Below are 17109 nucleotides of genomic sequence, written 5' to 3'. Positions count from 1 at the left end.
GCTGATATCGTTCGCGTTCAGGTCGGTGAACTTGATGGTATCAACCTCAGTCGTAGAGGCTGACTGGTCGTCGATCTCATCATCTCCATCCCCCGACGAGCGACGAAGGCGAGCATTAGGGTTTGTGCGTACATGCCGATAACGGCCGCCTCGCGCGTATCAAACAGCTCTGGCATGAAGATGAAGACGGCGTGGGGCGCATCGAAGAAGGCGTGGTTCCGAACATAGGCCAGCTTGCGCCCGATCGCGTCGCTTCGTGCCACACCCATCGCGCCATAAAGCGCCTGAGCGGCACCGACCTGCCGTTCGCGATACACTCCCGTGAACTTGCCGTCGGCCGGCCAGTCCGGTTTGATCGGCTCGTCGCGCATTCCGCCGCGACGAGCGCGTCGCGAAGCCGCTTGAGCCTGTCTCCCGACACCACGTGAGGGATCCACGGCTGCACGTTGCAGTTCGAGGGCGACCATTCCGCCAGCGCGAAGACCTCGCGAAGGATCGCGTCGGGCACCTCGCGGGATAGGAAGCCGCGCACGGAACGGCGCCGACGGATCGCTTCATCGACGCTCATCGACGCCGTTCCGGCATGCTCATGACTCGCTCTCGATCAGGGCCATCCCCCGCGTCGCGTAGGCGCGGGCGAGCCGTCGTCCCACATTGGCGGCATCAGGCAGAACGTTGTTACCGAGATCGCCGCGCGCCGCCACGCCGGCACTTCCGACCGCACCGCGGAACATCGCAAAGACTTGGTGGAAAAACGTCAAGCGCTCGGCCGCACCAGACAGCTGGTAATAGCGTTCGAGGTAATCCTGCTCGCGCGGGATGCCCATGTCGTCGAGCAGCAGGCCGAGCAATCCCCCGTTCTCGTCCGGCGCCATGCGCCAGGCCTGGCTGTTGAAGGCGAGATCGACAAGCGGGTGACCCAAGGTCGACAATTTCCAATCCAGGACGCCGACCACACGTGGCTCGGTCGGATGAAACACCAGATTTCCCATGCGGAAATCGCCATGGACGGCACCAGGCTTTCGCTTTCCGGTACACGGTCGGAGAGCCAGCGCAACATCCAGTCGAGTGCCGGGTTGTCGTCGTCGCCACGGCGGTACTCGGTCCATAGCTTGGACCAGCGGCCGAGCTGGCGAGCGAAATAGTTTCCGGGCTTGCCGAAGTCGGCGAGCCCGACCGCCCGAAAGTCGAGCTTGTGGATCTGAGCCAGCGCGGCACACATTGAGCGATAGCATGCTTTCCGCTCGTGGCGCGCGAAGCCGGGTAACGCATAGTCGTGGACCACGCGTCCCTCCAGCCATTCCATGAGGTAGAAGGGCGTCCCCAGGACGTCGCGATCATCGCAGTAGCGATACGGTCTCGGGGTCGGGGCGGCATTCTCCTGAAGCGCGGTCAGTACGCGATATTCGCGATCGATGGCATGGGCCGATGGCATCAGAACATCGTTCGGTTGATCAAGCTCGCATCGACTGCAAACCCTTCACCGCTGACCGGCCGCTCCTCGATGCAGCGGCGCAACACGCACTCGAACACGCGTCGGAAGAGACCGCTTGCCGGAAGCGGCCGCCCTGTTCTTGGAGAACGTTGGGTGATCCGGCACCGCCCATCGAGACCGAGCCGGCAGAACCATCGGTAGGCCAAATTAAGGTGAACCTCATCGCACAGGCGCCGCTCTGACCGATACCGACGCAGTAACCGATCAGCAGCATCCGGATCATGAGCTCCGGATCGATCGAGGGCCGACCGATGTTGCTGTAGAAAGATGCCAGGTCCCGCTTCATCTCTTCGAGGTCAACAAACCTCTCGATCGACCTGAGCAGGTAATCGGCGGAAATATGCTTCTCAAGTGAGAACTCATAAGCGGCCTGCTCCACTTGCCGATGCCCCATCATGATCTTCAGTCCTGCCAACCAGACAGACTGAATCACTGGTCAATCTGCGCCGCAACAGCCGCCTTTTCGCCAGAATCGACCCGTGGCCGAAGAATGGGGCGCCGGTCGTCTCGTCGGCCATCGGCAGCAAACCCAACGCTGGCTTGGTGGTGGGGTTAGGAACATTGACAAGAAGGTTTGAACGCACCCAATCCCACCATACAAGCGAGCGGCTAAGGCAGTGAAAATCCGGTGAGCCGGCTTTCGACAGTCTGCAACAGCTCCAGCAACTGCGCCACGCTCGCCTCGCCGATCCGGGTTCTGACCGCCTTCATGGCGCGCTCGATGTCCGCCGATGTCCTCGCGACGGCGGCCGCCCCCTTCGCCGACAAGATGACGCGCGACAGTCGCGGATTGCGAGCGGACGAAACCAGCCGGATCAGCTCCATCTCCTCAAGATCCCTCAGAATGCGAAGCAGGCTGGGCATCAGCAAGGTGGCGCGAGACGACAACGTCGTCTTGTCAATCGGAACTGACGGATGAAGCTTCCGCATGACGCGCCACTGCTGCTCGGTAAATCCGTGCGCGCGCAGGATCGGCCGCATATGGAACATCACCGCCTCACGCGCGCGCAATAGGGCGACCGGCAGGCCCGTCTCGAACACGATCTCCTGCGTCATGCCGCTGCGGCGCGCGCCTTCCGCATGTCCCGGCGCCCGCCGCGCCGGCTCCTTCTGCGCATTGCTATCTCGCGGCGGGCGGTGATCCGCCCCGCCTGTCTTCAGCCGGGTTCTCATTCTCAGCCGTCCTTGTTCCTCCAGAATCGATGTCGCAGGGGCAGCCTACCGCATCGCCTGAGTTGACGCATCCACATAACATGTTAAGTTCATGATAAGTAAAAGCAGCGACAGGCCCGAGAGAATTGCCGGGAGGATTCATGGTCAGGCTTCATTTTGGGGAGCCGGATTTGCGATGACGGATAACGCGATGGAAGGCCTTGCGCCCCGGGCCGCGGGCCGCCCGGCGGCGATGAACGACATCGGCGCGATGGTCGTCGTCGTGATCGCAATCCTCGTCACTATGCATGTCGTCAGCAGCTATGTGCCCGACTACATCATGCCTTCCCCCGTCGCCGTGGCGAAGGCCGGCTGGAAGATTGTGACGCAGGACATGCTGCACGTGGCGGCGACGGTCGGACGCCTGCTGCTGGCCCTGTTGTTCTCGCTGATCGCCGGCGTCCTGATCGGACTCGTGATGGGCATATCGGCGGGCCTGCGCCCATTCCTGAGGGCGCTGATCGTGATCGACACCGGTATTCCGGCGCTGTCCTGGATCTTGCTCGCCGTGTTCTGGTTCAAGGATCCCGAGATTCGGATCTTCTTCATCCTCACCATGATCCTGCTGCCGTTCTATGCCCTCAACACCTATGACGGCATTCGCGCGCTGCCGAAGGACCTCGTCGACATGATCGAGAGTTTCCGACCCTCGCGCTGGCAGGTGGTGCGCTATCTGATCGCCCCGCACATCGTTTCCTACATCCTGCTGACGACGAAAACGGTCGTCGGTTATGCGACGCGCATGGTGATCTTCGCCGAGCTGGTGGCAGCCGCCATCGGCGTCGGCTCGCGCATGGGCCTGGCGCAGTCCTCGTTTCACATGGACGAGGTGCTGGCCTGGACATTCCTGCTGGTCCTTCTCAACATGGTCCTTCAGCTCATCGTCAACGGAATCGAGAAGGTCGCGCTGAAGTGGCGGCCGGAGGCGTCGGTACGATGAGCGAGCGGCCCTCTCCGTCCGCCGGTTCCGAACCGGTCATCGCCCTCGACGGCGTCGCCAAGAGCTTTGCCGGCACCCAAGTGATCGGCGAGCTGAGCTTCCGGGTGCGGCGCGGCGAGATCGTGACGCTGCTCGGCCGCACCGGTGCGGGGAAGACCACCGTGCTCAACCTTGTGATGGGAACCACGCCGCCCGACGCCGGATCCGTGCGCGTCGCGGGCCATGATCCGTTTCGCCAGTTCAAGGCGCTGCGCGGCCATATGGCGGTGAGCTTCCAGACCGATCGGCTGCTGCCCTGGCGCACCGCTGTCGAGAATGCCGAGCTCGGCCTGCTCATCCTCGGCAAGCCGAAACGCCAGGCAAGGGAAATCGCCGCATCATGGCTCGGGCGCGTGGGACTGTCCGGGGCCGAGGACCGTTACGTCCATGAACTCTCGGGCGGCATGCGCCAGCGCGTTTCGCTCGCACGCGCACTTGCCGTCGATCCGGAGCTCGTGTTGCTGGACGAATCCTTCAGCCAGCTCGATCACGTCACCTCGTCGGCATTGCGCCGCGACTTCTGCGGCCTGGCCCGGCAATTCGGCAAGACCTGCCTGATGGTGACCCATCGCATCGACGACGCGATCGAGATGGCGGACCGGGTGATCGTTCTCGGCGCCAGGGCACGCATTCGCCTGGAAGCCGCGGTGCCGGCGGCAAGCGAGGACGGAGAAGCCAGGGACAGGCTGCGCCACGACATCGAAACGGCGCTCGGCCCGGAAGCCGCGCAGGACTCACATCAGCAAGAGCACGGGTGATGAAGCGATGACCCAGATTTCGAGACGAAAGTTTGTCGTGCGCACAGGTGCAGTCGCGGCGGCTGCGGCACTGCCGGCGCCCGCTATCGTTCGCGCGGAGGAAGCGTTCACTGCCAAATGGGCGACCGCGACGCCAGGACTGACGGTGGCGTTCTACGACTACATCCGCGACAACAAGCTCGACCAAAAGCATGGCCTGCGTTTTCCGGAGCCAATCCTCAACACCTCGATCGCCACGCTGTTCAACGACTTCGTGGCCGGCTCCTATGAGCTGATGATCGCGAGCTGGGATCCTTTCTTGACCCGATATCAGGGCGGCGTGCCCTGCCAATTGCTGTGCACGCTGATGACCGCCGACATGATCGGCCTCGTCGCCACCGAAAAGGGGCCGCGCTCGCTGGCCGATCTCAAGGGCAAGACCGTGGCCGCGCCGCTGCAATCGGGCGTGTACCGGATGACGCGCGCGATGATCAAGGAATTCGACAAGATCGACATCGAAACCGCAGCACAGGTGCAGAACGCGGACAACCCGGCGCAAGGCGTCACGCTCACGATCGCCGATCGGGCCGACGCCGCGATGGCGTGGGAGCCGATGATCAGTTCGGGAATGGCGCGCCGGGCCGATCTTGGCGTCATCTACAATCTGGGCGCGGCGTTCCGGGAGAAGACCTCGCTCGACCTGCCGTATTTCTGCGTCAACGCGCGCAAAGAGTTGCTGGAGCGGACGCCGGGCCTTTCGTCGCGGCTCAACGCCATGTTCGGCGAATGCGTCGCCGGCCTCGACGCCAATTTCGACCAGCTCGTCGACAAATATGCGCCGCGCACGCGAGTCGAGGCCGAACCGCTGAAGGCGGCCAAGAAGGCCGGGCGCCTGCGCTTCAAGTTCGCTGCAGCGTCCGATCCGGCGACGCAGAAGACGATCACCATGGCTTCCGAGATTCTGGTGCGGCAGGGCGTGCTGGCGCGCCCGGCGGACGCCGGCTTTTTCGCAACCTGAACCCTAGGAATGGACTGAACGGTGACGGACGCAAACCAAAACATGAGCGAAATGCAACGCCCGGCCATCGTGGTGAAGCGCGATGTTCCCATCGTCTATGAAGCCGACGTCGTCGTGGTCGGCGCCGGTCCCGGCGGTTTCGCCGCCGCGCTTCAGGCCGCGCGCATGGGCGCGAGCGTCGTGCTGGTCGAGCGCTTCGATATGCCCGGCGGCGTCCATACTTCGGGGCTGCAGGGCTCTGCGGACGTCGGCGTCGGCGGTATCCACACCGAACTGATGCAGCGCTTCGCCGCCGAGGGTTACATTTACACGGCCACCGAGCAGACCCATCCCGGCTGGGCCGGAAATCCGCTCTCGCATTACGAGCGCAACAAGGAGCGTGGCGCCGCCTTCACCCGCATGACCTTCAATCCCGAAGGCGCCGGCTGCGTGATGGCGAACATGCTGCAGGAGGCTGGCGTCACGGCGCTGTACGGCACGAGCTTCGTCGACGCGATCGTCAGCCGCGGCTCAGGCAACGACAGGATCTCCTCCATCGTGGTCGAGAATGCCAGCGGCCTGCAGGGGATCGCCGGCAAGATCTTCATCGAGGGTTCGGGCACCAGCGAGCTGGTCGCGCGCGCCGGCGCGCCGTTCGTGCGCGGCGGCGGCGGGCAGCCCGAGAGCACCGGCTGGGACGGAATCGAACGCCCCATTCCCGGCGGGCTGCTGTGGACCATGAACGGCATCGATTTCCAGAAGGTCGCCGCACATCAGGAGACCGCAAAGGACCCGCTGCTGCACAAGCTGATGGCCGAGGCCACCGCCGACGGCGCCCTGCCCGAGGGCGTGTACCGGCCGCGCATGGCCGGAAAGAATGTCTATGGCGAGGCCTATATCGGACATCCGACGCTCGACATGAGCCCGATCTCCGCCGACGGCACCTATGTACTCTGGCAGAACGTGCCCTACGAATGGGCCCTGCACATGGACGACGATGCCGCCGACCATGCGAGAGCAAAGCAGGCCTTGCGCGGCTTCATCAATGCCGAGGCCAAGTTCCTGCGCAAATACGTTCCCGGGTTCGAGAACGCGACAGTTGCGGGCATCGGCCGTTTCGTCGGCGTCCGCGACGGCCGCCATCCGATCGGTGAATACGTCGTCAATCTCGATGACGTCAAGGTCGGCCGCAGCTTCCGCGACGCCGTGACGAGGCCGATGACCAAGACATTCTTCTGGGACGGCCATCGCAAATACACGTTCGAGGTGCCGTTCCGCTGCTTCCTGCCGAAGGGCATCGACAACATGATCCTGACCGGCGCCTCGCTCTCCTTCGAGTACAAGATGCTGTTCATGGTCATGCGCAATTTCCCGTGGTGCACGCAGACCGGGGAAATCGCCGGCTTTGCCGCGGCGCGCTGCATCGAGCGCAAGATCAAGCCGAAGGAATTCGAGTTCAACACCCCCTATTTCTGAAGGATTGCTGGAGACTGCCATGACACTCCTGACCCGCCGCCGCTTCTCCCGCGTTGCCGCCGCGTTGCCGCTGGCATTATCCGCTCCCTACGTCGCGCGCGCCGAACAGCCGCTGCGCATGATTGTGGTCGTACCCGCCGGCGCGACCATGGATACCATCGTGCGGGTGGTGGCCGACAAGCTGGCCCCGCTCCTCGGCCGCAGCATCGTGGTGGAATACAAGCCTGGTGCTACCGATCTGGTTGCCGGATCCTTCATGAAGAGTACTTCGCCGGACGGCTCGCACATCATGTTCTCGCCGATTTCGGCCGTGGCGTTCTTCCCGTTTCTGTACGACAGCCTGCCTTATGATCCCGAACGCGACTTGACACCGGTATGCGAGGGCGCCTTCGCCGCGAACGCGCTCACCGTCAGCAAGGACACCGGCGCGACGACGCTGAATGAGTATATCGAGGCGGTGCGACGCGATCCGAAGCTCGGCAATGTCGGCACATCCAGCCTCGGCAGCATCGGCGCCTTTCTTGTCACGTTGTTACGCAAGACCAGCGGCGCAGACGTCCGGCTGGTCGCCTATCGCGGCGGCCAGCCACTTCTCACCGACCTGATCGGCAACCATATACCGGCCGGGCAATCGGTACTGTCGGACTATCTGGACTCGCATCGCTCCGGCCTCGTCAGGATCCTCGGTGTCACCACCGAGCAACGCAGCAAACTCGCGCCCGACATCCCCACGTTCAAGGAACAGGGCTTTGCTGAACTTTACGGGCAAACCTACATGGGCTTCTTCATGCGAGGCGGCACCTCGCAAGACCTGGTGGCGCAGTATGCCGCCGCCTTGAGCAAGGTGCTCGCAATGCCCGACGTGACGAGCAGGCTGGCCGCTCTCGGCGTGGAGGCGACCGGCGGTACTCCGGAGCGATTCGCACAGACATTGAAGCGCGAACGCGAGCGCTGGGAGCCGGTGGCGCGCGAAGCCGGCATCAAGCTGAGCTGACGTCCGCAGCTTGAGCGAAATGATCGACCGTCGGCTGCCTCTCAAAGCCGACGTCAAAATGCTTCAGTATTGAGCAAGGAGCATGTGCGACCGAAGGAAGTCGCTCTGAATAAAGATACGATCGCCACACGGCTGTCTCTCGGCGCATGCGAGAGATGGCGAAGCCGATATAGGTAGAGCGCGGTGCCGATTGAAAACGTGCAATCTTACCGCCAAGTGCTGAGCTCTTCTCGCTCGCACGTCGGACAACCGCAAGTGCGTCGGTGATGGAGCGGGGCCTGTGTTCGATGAAACGGTCTCTTGGATGCCCGTCAAGGGTAGACCTTTCCCGGATTCATGATCCCGCTTGGATCCAATGCCGTCTTCACTGCCTTCATCAGGGCGACGCCTTCGCCGTGCTCGGCTTCCATATGCACGATCTTGTGCAATCCGACGCCGTGCTCGCCCGAGCACGTTCCCCCCATGGCGATGGCGCGACGCGCCGTGCGAAACGCGAGCCCCTCGGCCCGCGCCGTCTCGTCTGCATCCTTGGGATCGAACAGAATCCCGAGATGAAAATTGCCATCGCCGACATGGCCGACGATCGGCGCAGTCAATCCCGAGGCGACGATGTCGGCTTTGGTCTCCAGCAGGCAGGCCGGCAAGGCCGAGATCGGCACGCAGGCATCGGTACCCATGTTCTTCTTGCCGGGGCTCAGCGCCATAACCGCCTGATAGGAATTGTGCCGCGCCTTCCAGAGACGATTGCGGTCTTCGGGCCGCTCCGCGAACTGGAACGCGCCGCCGCTGCGCTCTTCCGTGATCGTCTGCATCGTCTCGACATCCTCGCGCACGCTGTTCGGCGTGCCCTGGAATTCGAGGAATAATGTTGGTGTCTCCGCATAGTCGAGCTTCGAATAATTGATCGCCGCGCGCATCTGCACCTCATCGAGCAATTCGACGCGTGCCAGCTTGAGGTTGGCTTGCAGCGCCGTCACGACGGCGACGACAGCGCCTTCAAGCGATTCGAACTGGCAGACGGCCGCGACGATCGTCTCCGGCAATCCATAGAGCTTGAGCTGGATCTCGGTGATGACGCCCAGCGTACCCTCGCTTCCGACATAGAGATGAGTGAGGTCGAGACCGGCGGAGGATTTTCGGGCACGGCTGCCGGTGCGCACGATGCGGCCGTCCGGCGTGACGACGGTGAGGCCCAAGATGTTCTCGCGCATCGTGCCGTAGCGCACCGCGTTGGTGCCGGAGGCACGCGTCGAGGCCATGCCGCCGATCGAGGCGTTGGCGCCAGGATCGACCGGAAAAAACAGCCCCGTGTCGCGGATATGGGCGTTAAGCGCCTCACGCGTCACGCCGGCCTGGACCCGGCAATCCAGCGAATCCGGCGAGACGTCGAGGATCTTGTCGAAGCGGCCCATGTCGAGCGACACGCCGCCTGCCAGCGCCGCGAGCTGGCCCTCGAGCGAGGACCCCGCACCGAACGGCGTGACCGCTACGCGATGCTCGTTGCAGAGCGCCAGAACGAACGCGACCTCCTCGTTGGCCTCGGGAAACACCACGAGATCGGGCATGCCGACCACCGGCAGGCCCTCCCCATGACTGTGCTGGTCGAGCACGGCTTGCGAAACGCTCACGCGCGTGCCGAGGCGCTCGACGAGTTTTGCTCGCACAGTGGCGATAATGTCCGGCGCGGGGCGTGGCAGGACCTGGGCGTTCATCGCTGTCTCCTTCATGGTCCTGCCCTCATCTGCACCACTGCACAGCGGCATTCAAGCTGCGACTCCAGCGAGCAGTCGGGAAAAGGCGAGCATGCCGGGATCGTCGAGCCCGATCGTCCGCTCGCCGAACATGCGGGCGCGGCCGAGCCTGTTCGGCCGCTCCCGGAATGCGTCAAGCGTTTCGCGCGCGGCCATTTGTGCTGCTGCGATAGATTCATCGCGTGTCGTGCAGCGCGTGAGCGCTATTGCGACCGCATCGAGCATGTCGACAACGGTCTTGTCACCGATCGTGGCGCCGCCGCGCGTCATCATCTGGTCGCGAACCGAAGCCAGCAGACCACCAAGTTCGTCCCAGCCGATCTCATTGCGACCCTTGGTCGCCTTGGCGAGCGTCATCATCGCAACCGTGACCAGCGTTCCCAGGCTCGATCCCGTGCCGCTGGCGCAAGCTTTGGCACAGGCCTGAAAGATCTGGCCGATGTCGCTCTCCTCGAAAGGAATGGCGGCGGCAATAGCCTCGAACAGCCGGCGCAGCATGACGCCGGTGTCGCCGTCGCCGATCTTGCCGTCGGCGGCGTTGAGATCATCCTGCGCGACCGCGGCCGCGGCGCTGGCGCGGAGGGCTGCGTTGCGGAGCGTATCGGCCGTGATCGCCACGTCATACCCTCCAGAACGGACAGGCGCAGGGCGCCGCCAGCAGCTGCTCTCGTTCGGCATCGAGATGAATCAGACTGATCGACAGCCCCGCCATCTCCATCGAAGTGACGTAGTGCCCGACCAGCGGACGCACGATAGTCAGGCCGTCCTTCTTCAGAAGCTCGGCAACGCGGCGGTAGACGATGAACAGTTCCTCGAGCGGCGTCGCACCGAGACTGTTCACCAGCACGGATACGCGCTCGGATTTGTCAGCGACGGGATCGGCGAGCAGGCGCTTCATCATCTCGTCGGCGATCGCATCTGCCGAACGGTGCTTGTCGCGCCAGATGCCCGGCTCGCCATGGATGCCCATGCCCATCTCGATCTCGTCGGCGCCGATCTCGAAGGTCGGGTTCGCGGCCCCCGGAATCTGGCAAGGTGCGAGCGCAACCCCGATGGTACGGCAGGCATCGACAGCCGCCTGGGCGGTCGCAGTGACCTCGGCGAGATCGGCGCCGGTATCGGCCTTCGCGCCGGCGATCTTGTAGGCATAGACGATTCCGGCGACGCCGCGGCGCTTGCCGGCTTCCTGCGGCGGCGCGGAAGCGATATCGTCCGTGCCGAGCACGGTCGTGGTCGGAATGTCGTCCATCTCGACCATCTCGCCGGCGAGATCGAAGTTCATACGGTCGCCGCCGTAATTGCCGTAGAGGCGCAGCACGCCACGTCCACCATCGACCGCCTTGATCGCCTGCACGCAAGAATCCACCGACGGTCCCGCAAACACGTCGCCGATCGCGCAAGCGTCGAGCAGGCCGGCGCCGACATAGCCGGTGAACAGCGGCAGATGTCCCGAGCCGCCGCCCGAGACGATGCCGACCTTGCCGCGCTTCGGCGCATGGACGGCGCGGACGACCCGCGCCTCCCGCACCAGTGTCGGGTGAGCCGTCACCAGCCCGTCGAGCATCTCGTCGACGAAGGCGTCGGCGGTGTTCATCAGCTTCTTCATGGACCGGTTCTCCCCGAACGATCTCGATCAGACGTCGTATTCGAGTAGCGCCGGCAGCGTCCGTTCGATGGCGGCGCGGGTGGCCGCGTCGGGCATCGGCATGGGCTGGCGGGAGATGCCGCAGTCGAGGCCCTGTAGTTGGAGCGAGTACTTCACGCAAGCCGGCAGATTGCCGTGCGGCAGCACCGACCAGAAATTGACGAGGCGATGGTGGATGGCGAGCGCAGTCTCATCGTCCTTCTTCTTGACGGCGTCCCACAGGCGCACGCAGGGGCCGGGCGCGGCGGTCGGAGAGGCGGCCAGCGTGCCGTGAGCACCGAACTGGAAGCAGGAATAGAGCAGGTTGTCGACCGCGGCGAGGATGACCTTGTCCTTCGGCGCATTGGCGACGAGCTCGGCCGTACGCGTGATGTGACCCTGGCTCTGCTTGATGCCGACGACCCACGGAAGCTCGTTCAGGATGCGCAGCACGAGCGGCGTCGACAGCAGGTTCCAGGGAATGACGTTGTAGAGCAGGACCGGCGTCTTCAGCGTCTCCGTCAACGTCTTGAAGTGGCCGAAATTCGAGTCGTCGTCGGGCTGAAAGACGTAGAAGACCGGCGTCACCTGCAAGGCATCGACCTTGAGGTCGGCGATCAGTTCGCCGCGCTTGATCACCTCGCGCGTCGAGTTGGCGATGATGCCGGCAACGACCGGCACGCGGCCCGCGACCTCCTCCATGGTGATTTCTCCAAGCCGACGGAACTCGCCAGGCTCCAGCGCCTGGCCTTCGCCGGTCGAACCGCCGAAGCAGAGGCCGTGCACGCCCTTGCCGAGCATGAAGCGGATCTGGTTTCGGAACTTGGCCTCGTCGATGTCGCCCTTCTCGCCGAAGGGGGTGGTGAGCGCCGGGATGATGCCGTGAAGCTTCGTCATGGTGTGGTATTTGCCTCTGCTTGGGGTGGTAGGATGTGAAGGGGAAACGGCATCAGGCGCCGAGATAGCGCTGGACGAAGGTCTGCACCGCCGGATTCGGATCGGTCGGGACGAAATAGGAGGCGCTCATCGCGCCTTCGGCGCCGCTGCCGGCGAGCTTGAGGAAGGCGTCCTCGCTGAGCACTGCGCCAGCAAAGCGGAAGGGCAGCCCGAACTGCTTAGCCTGCTTGACGATCAGTGCGGCGTCGGTGTCGTGGGCCCAGAGGACGACGAGGGCGGCGCCGGCGTTCTTCAGCTTCGCGAGCTGGGCCGAGTAGTCCTTGTCGTTGGGGTTGTGGCTCTCGACCGTCACCGGCTTCAGGCCGAGAGCAGCCATCTGGGCGACGACACGCGCCTGACCGGACTTGCCAAAATCGTCGTTCGCGTAGAACACGGCGGTCTTGTCGCCCGCATTCAGCTCCTTCTGGGCGTAATCGATGATGGCTTTGGCCTGGATGTCGTCGTTGGAGCGGGTGCGGATGACATATTTGCAGCCGCTGTTGGTGACGGCCACGCCGGTCGCTCCGGTGAGCGAGACGACCTTGCCGTTGCAGTAGACGTTCTGGGTCGCCATCTGCGTCACGGAGTAGTGCGGGCCGATCATCACAGGCGTCTTGTGCACCTGCATGATCTTGTTGACGGCGTTGATCGCGCCGTTGGTATTGTCGCCCTGGTCATCCTCGAAGACGACCTGCAGCGGCTTGCCGAGCACGCCGCCGGCAGCATTGATGTCGGCGATGGCGAGTTCAACACCCTGCTTGAAGTTGCGACCGACGAGGGCCTTTGACCCCGTCATCGGCAGCGAGACGCCGATCAGCGGCTGTTCCTGAGCTGCGGCCCCGCCCAGCGGCGTTGTCGCCAGTGCGACGCCGGCACCGGCCAAAGCCAGCAGGCCGCGCATTCCCATTGTCGTTTTCCTGTTCATTGTCTTCCTCCCTGAAGATTGATCTTGTTCAACCATGCGCTGCGACATGATCGACGGAGCGGCGCCGGATGCGGCGCGCCCGCGTCTCGTCAGAGGCCTCGCCGGCGCGCTCGCCGAGATAGGCCTCGATGACGGCAGGCGATTCCATCACGGTCGCGGGGGCGCCGTCGGCAATGAGGTCTCCCAGATTGAGCACGACGACGCGGTCGCACATGCTGGTGACGAGCTTGATCCGGTGCTCGACGACGAGGATCGTCATGCCCTGCGCGCGCAGCCGCTGCAGGATCGTCGACAGTTCCAGCACGAGGCCGCCGCGCAGGCCGGCCGCCGGCTCGTCGAGCAGGAGCACCTTGGGCCGACCGACGATGGCGCGGGCCATCTCGACCAGGCGGCTCTGGCCGAACGAGAGGTCGCCGGCCTGGCGCATGGCGAGATGGCGCACGCCCATCTGCTCCAGCGCGGCCAGCGAGGCCTCCCGGATCGCAGCCTCTCCCCCCGGCTGGCCGGGGATTCGCCGCCAGGCGACCATGACGTTCTCCAGAACGGTCATGGATTCCCACAGCCGCACGTTCTGGAAGATGCGGGCAACGCCGTGGGCATGCGCCTCCCACGCCGGGCGGTTCTGCAGCGGATGCGATTCCAGCTCGATCGAGCCATCGACCACGACCACGCCGGAGCAGGCATTGATCATGGTCGACTTGCCGGACCCGTTCGGACCGATCAGGCCGAGGATCTCACCGCGCATCACGTCGAACGAGACATCGTTCAACGCCCGCACACCGCCGAAGCTGCGCGAGACCTTGCGCACGCGCATCAGCGAGCCACTGGGATCCGGCGCAGCCGACCCTGCGGCGAGCGCGGAGCTGGCTGCCGCGGCCGCAGCAGCGAGGCTGAGCGGGCCGGCGAGCGCCGGCATCTCGGGTTCGCGCCGGCCCGTCAGGAAGCTGCCCCAGAGCCAGTCGGCGAAGACGCCGAGCCCCTTCGGCCAGAGCAGCATGATGACCACCACGGCAGCACCAAAGGCGGCCATGTAGTAGGTCTGCAGATCGCGCAGCGCCTCCGGCAGGATCGTGACGACGATTGCGCCCAGCATCGTGCCGGGAACCGAACCGAGGCCACCGAGCACGACCATCAGCATCATCTTGATGCTCTCGGCGATGGTAAAGTTGGTGGGAGCGACGAAGCCGACCAGCAGCACGTAGAGACCGCCGGAGAGCGCCGCCCACAGGCTGCAGATCATGAAGGCGATCGTCTTTGCCCGCACGGAGTTCACGCCCATCGCCTCTGCGGCCATCTCGTCGTCGCGCACGGCGCGCAACTCGCGGCCGAGCGCGGAACGGTGGAAGAGGATCATCAGCGCGTAGCTGGCGAACATCAGCCCGGCGAGCGGCAAATAGAGCTGCTGGGTGACGGTCTCGCCGAGACCGGGGATGCTCAGCGTAGGGATGTTGCGCAGCCCCATCGGGCCGCCGGTCAGCGCTTCCTCGTTGACCGCGACGATGCGGAAAATCTCGTTCAGGGCGAGCGTTACGATGGCGAGGTAATGACCCTTGATGCGGGTCGAGATCAACCCGAGCGCGGCGCCAACCGCACCGGTCAGCATCATCGCCAGCATCAGCGCGAGCCACCAGGGCAGCGAAAGGCGCATCATCAGCAGCGCAGTCGCGTACGCGCCGATTCCGACGAGGGCGGCCTGTCCGAGCACGATTTGTCCGGCGACGCCGGTCGCGACCGAGAGCCCAAGCGCCGCGATGGCGAAGATCCACGCCAGGTTCAGAATGTGGAGATAATAGGTGTTCATGCCCATCGCGATGGGCGCGACGATCGCGGTTGCGATCAGAAGCCAAGCGACCGGGCGCAGGAAGGACGTCATCGCGAACCTCAGGCGCGGTCGGCGCTGCGCTCGGGGATGAGCCCTTCTGGGCGCACCACGAGGAAAACGAGCAATATCGTGAAAGCGATCGCGTCCTTGTAGGTGGACGAGATGGTGAAGGCGCCGACATTCTCGATCACGCCGAGCAGGACGCCGCCGACGATCGCGCCCGGCACGCTGCCGAAGCCGCCGATGATCATCGCCACGAAGCCCTTGAGGCCGACGAGCGTGCCCATCTCCGTGGTGACGTAGAAGAGTGGCGCCAGCAGGATGCCGGCAAGTGCGGCCAGCACCGCGGAAAAGGCGAAAGTGCCGGCCAGCACCGCATTGACCGGGATGCCCATGAGCGCGGCGGTCTCGCGGTCGAGCGCGGTGGCGCGCATGATCTTGCCGATCATGCTGTAGCGCGGAACGAAATACTGAGCCGCCATGATGACGACGACCACGACCATGATCAGCAATTGCTGAACCGACAGGCGGAAGCCGCCGAAATCGAGCATGTCGTCGCCGAAGGGGCTGACATAGAGCAATGGCTCGGGCCCGTAGATGATGCGCGCCATCTCTTTAAGGAAAATGCCGAAGCCGACCGTTGCGATGATCGCCACGAGCGCCCGCTGGCGCTGCAGGCGGGCGAAGACGAGGCGCGAGAACAGAGCCCCGAGTGCGGCCATCGCGGCCGCCGTCAAGAGCAGCGCTTGCCAGAACGGCAGACCGAGGCTCGTCGTACAGGTTGCGACGAACACATAGGCTGCAAAAGTCAGGAACTCGCCTGCGGCGAAATTCACGATCGCCATGGTGTTCCACACATAGGCGTAGCCCAACGCCACCAGGGCGTAGATGCAGCCCATAGCGAGGCCGCTGGCGATGACCTGACCGAGCATTTCGCCTCCCTGTCCCCGGATCGGGAAGGGGATCTTGCCCCTTCGCCGCGGGATTCCTGTCTGCCCGGTCTGGCATGGGCAGTTCGCCTCAGTCAGTGGTCGACGACGCCGTGGTAACGTGGTACATACTCACTAACATGTTAGAGCGCACTAACACGGTTGAGCGTCGCTGCCAAGAGGGGCGTGACGGAAAAGGACCCCCTCCTCCTTGGGCGCGGGAGACGTTAGTGTTGCCTCAAACCGGGAAACCAACGTGAGTGCAGACAAGCGAACGTCGACAAAGCCAAAGAAGCTCAGGGCCCCCGCTGTTTCGCAGCGGCTCCTTGCCTATGAGAGCTTCCGCAAGCAGATCATGAGCGCTCAAATCCGCCCGGGGCAGTTCGTCTCGCAACGTGAGTTGACTGAGCAACTCGGTCTCCCGCTCGGCGCCGTCCGCGAGATGATCCCGCGGCTTGAAGCCGCGCGCCTGATCGTCACCGTGCCGAAGCGAGGCCTGCAAGTCGCATCAGTCGACCTCAAGCTCGTACGCAACGCTTTCCAGGTCCGCAGCATGATCGAGAGCGAAGCCGTCCGTCATTTCACCAGGACGGCCACCGACGAGGAACTCGACGTCCTCGAAGCCGCCCATCGCGACATCCTGCGGCGGGCCGAGGTCGCGCATGACAAGGAAGCGCTCGACGCTGATGCCCGCGCTGTGGATTGGGGCATGCACGACCGCATGGTCGACGCGATGGGCAACGAAATCCTCTCGGAGATCTATCGCGTCAACAGCCTGCACGTTCGGTTGATCCGCATCGATGCGGATAGTGTCGTACGTCTAAGGGTTCTGCCAGCCATGCAGGAGCACCTCCTCATCATCGAGGCGCTGAAAAAGCGTGATGAGGCTTCTGCCGTCGCAGCCATGACAGCCCATATTGAGAGCTCGAAGCAACGGGTCCTAGACGCGATTCTCCTCGCTTAGACGGGCCTTGGTCTAAGCTGCCATAACTACAGCAGCCGATGTCGGATCAGCCCAGAATCAAGACAATGTCATCCTACAATTACAGAAAAGAAACTTTCCTTTCTCGCCCTCGACCGATGATCTCCCCCAGGCTTAAATGGGGAGGCGCAACTACCGATACCGGTTCAAAGTCGCGATCTGACCGGCGGGTAGCCCCAGCGTCCCGAACGCAGTGAGCATCTTCTAAGTTATTGATCTTTCTAGCTGCGGGGACCGCATTGGTCGCGTT

Annotated in this window: 15 protein-coding genes and 3 pseudogenes; 6 read left to right on the top strand and 12 right to left on the bottom strand. The window is 64.0% G+C overall.

The window, feature by feature from the left end; all coding sequences use genetic code 11:
- Positions 1–17 precede the first annotated feature (17 nt).
- The 5 genes and pseudogenes from P0R31_RS23500 to P0R31_RS23485 form a co-directional block, all read right to left on the bottom strand.
- The gene (locus tag P0R31_RS23500) at positions 18–371 is read right to left on the bottom strand and encodes a hypothetical protein (RefSeq protein WP_275516559.1); all 354 of its coding nucleotides are present in this window, start codon (positions 369–371) and stop codon (positions 18–20) included.
- 20 nt (positions 372–391) lie between these two features.
- Positions 392–568 (bottom strand): annotated as a pseudogene (locus P0R31_RS41100) (nitroreductase family protein); the annotation flags it as partial.
- 19 nt (positions 569–587) lie between these two features.
- Positions 588–1435 (bottom strand): annotated as a pseudogene (locus P0R31_RS23495) (phosphotransferase family protein).
- Between the two features lie 17 nt (positions 1436–1452).
- Positions 1453–1892 (bottom strand): annotated as a pseudogene (locus P0R31_RS23490) (transposase); the annotation flags it as partial.
- Positions 1893–2104: 212 nt separating this feature from the next.
- Positions 2105–2536 carry a homoprotocatechuate degradation operon regulator HpaR gene (locus P0R31_RS23485; protein ID WP_275516557.1) on the bottom strand — a complete coding sequence of 144 codons (432 nt, stop codon included), beginning with the start codon at positions 2534–2536 and terminating at the stop codon, positions 2105–2107.
- Positions 2537–2843: 307 nt separating this feature from the next.
- Between P0R31_RS23485 and P0R31_RS23480 the strand changes: the two genes are divergently transcribed.
- The 5 genes from P0R31_RS23480 to P0R31_RS23460 are packed head-to-tail and all read left to right on the top strand — an operon-like array spanning position 2844 to position 7890.
- The gene (locus tag P0R31_RS23480; RefSeq protein ID WP_275516556.1) at positions 2844–3647 is read left to right on the top strand and encodes an ABC transporter permease; all 804 of its coding nucleotides are present in this window, start codon (positions 2844–2846) and stop codon (positions 3645–3647) included.
- Complete coding sequence (locus P0R31_RS23475; protein WP_275516555.1) at positions 3644–4444, top strand: ABC transporter ATP-binding protein; 801 nt, start codon at positions 3644–3646, stop codon at positions 4442–4444. The genes P0R31_RS23480 and P0R31_RS23475 overlap by 4 nt, the downstream gene beginning before the upstream one ends.
- Before the next feature lie 37 nt (positions 4445–4481).
- Complete coding sequence (locus P0R31_RS23470) at positions 4482–5441, top strand: ABC transporter substrate-binding protein (protein WP_275516553.1); 960 nt, start codon at positions 4482–4484, stop codon at positions 5439–5441.
- A 42-nt stretch (positions 5442–5483) separates the two neighbouring features.
- Positions 5484–6896, top strand: coding sequence for an FAD-dependent oxidoreductase (locus P0R31_RS23465; protein ID WP_275516552.1), 1413 nt, complete (start codon positions 5484–5486; stop codon positions 6894–6896).
- Between the two features lie 19 nt (positions 6897–6915).
- Positions 6916–7890 (top strand): tripartite tricarboxylate transporter substrate-binding protein, encoded by a 975-nt coding sequence (locus P0R31_RS23460; protein ID WP_275516551.1) that lies wholly within the window; start codon positions 6916–6918, stop codon positions 7888–7890.
- A gap of 311 nt (positions 7891–8201) precedes the next feature.
- Here the strand turns inward: P0R31_RS23460 and P0R31_RS23455 are convergent, their stop codons facing one another.
- The 7 genes from P0R31_RS23455 to P0R31_RS23425 are packed head-to-tail and all read right to left on the bottom strand — an operon-like array spanning position 8202 to position 15880.
- Positions 8202–9602, bottom strand: a complete 1401-nt coding sequence (locus tag P0R31_RS23455; RefSeq protein WP_275516550.1) for an FAD-binding oxidoreductase — start codon at positions 9600–9602, stop codon at positions 8202–8204.
- A 51-nt stretch (positions 9603–9653) separates the two neighbouring features.
- Entirely contained in the window at positions 9654–10259 is a 606-nt protein-coding gene (locus P0R31_RS23450; protein WP_275516549.1) for a dihydroxyacetone kinase subunit L, read from the bottom strand.
- 1 nt (position 10260) lies between these two features.
- Positions 10261–11247, bottom strand: coding sequence for a dihydroxyacetone kinase subunit DhaK (locus P0R31_RS23445; protein ID WP_275516548.1), 987 nt, complete (start codon positions 11245–11247; stop codon positions 10261–10263).
- A 27-nt stretch (positions 11248–11274) separates the two neighbouring features.
- Complete coding sequence (locus P0R31_RS23440; RefSeq protein WP_275516546.1) at positions 11275–12162, bottom strand: dihydrodipicolinate synthase family protein; 888 nt, start codon at positions 12160–12162, stop codon at positions 11275–11277.
- A gap of 52 nt (positions 12163–12214) precedes the next feature.
- A complete protein-coding gene (locus tag P0R31_RS23435) occupies positions 12215–13126 on the bottom strand; it encodes an ABC transporter substrate-binding protein (RefSeq protein ID WP_275516544.1) in 912 nt (303 codons plus the stop codon).
- A 28-nt stretch (positions 13127–13154) separates the two neighbouring features.
- Positions 13155–14999, bottom strand: a complete 1845-nt coding sequence (locus P0R31_RS23430) for a branched-chain amino acid ABC transporter ATP-binding protein/permease (protein WP_275516543.1) — start codon at positions 14997–14999, stop codon at positions 13155–13157.
- An 8-nt stretch (positions 15000–15007) separates the two neighbouring features.
- Positions 15008–15880 (bottom strand): branched-chain amino acid ABC transporter permease, encoded by an 873-nt coding sequence (locus tag P0R31_RS23425; protein ID WP_275516541.1) that lies wholly within the window; start codon positions 15878–15880, stop codon positions 15008–15010.
- Positions 15881–16088: 208 nt separating this feature from the next.
- Between P0R31_RS23425 and P0R31_RS23420 the strand changes: the two genes are divergently transcribed.
- Positions 16089–16841: a GntR family transcriptional regulator gene (locus tag P0R31_RS23420; protein ID WP_275516538.1), complete on the top strand. Its 753-nt coding sequence runs from the start codon at positions 16089–16091 to the stop codon at positions 16839–16841.
- The last annotated feature ends 268 nt before the right edge of the window (positions 16842–17109 follow it).

The sequence above is a fragment of the Bradyrhizobium yuanmingense genome, from assembly GCF_029167105.1.
GTDB lineage: Bacteria > Pseudomonadota > Alphaproteobacteria > Rhizobiales > Xanthobacteraceae > Bradyrhizobium > Bradyrhizobium yuanmingense_A.
This window is presented reverse-complemented; position numbering and strand designations above follow the sequence as displayed.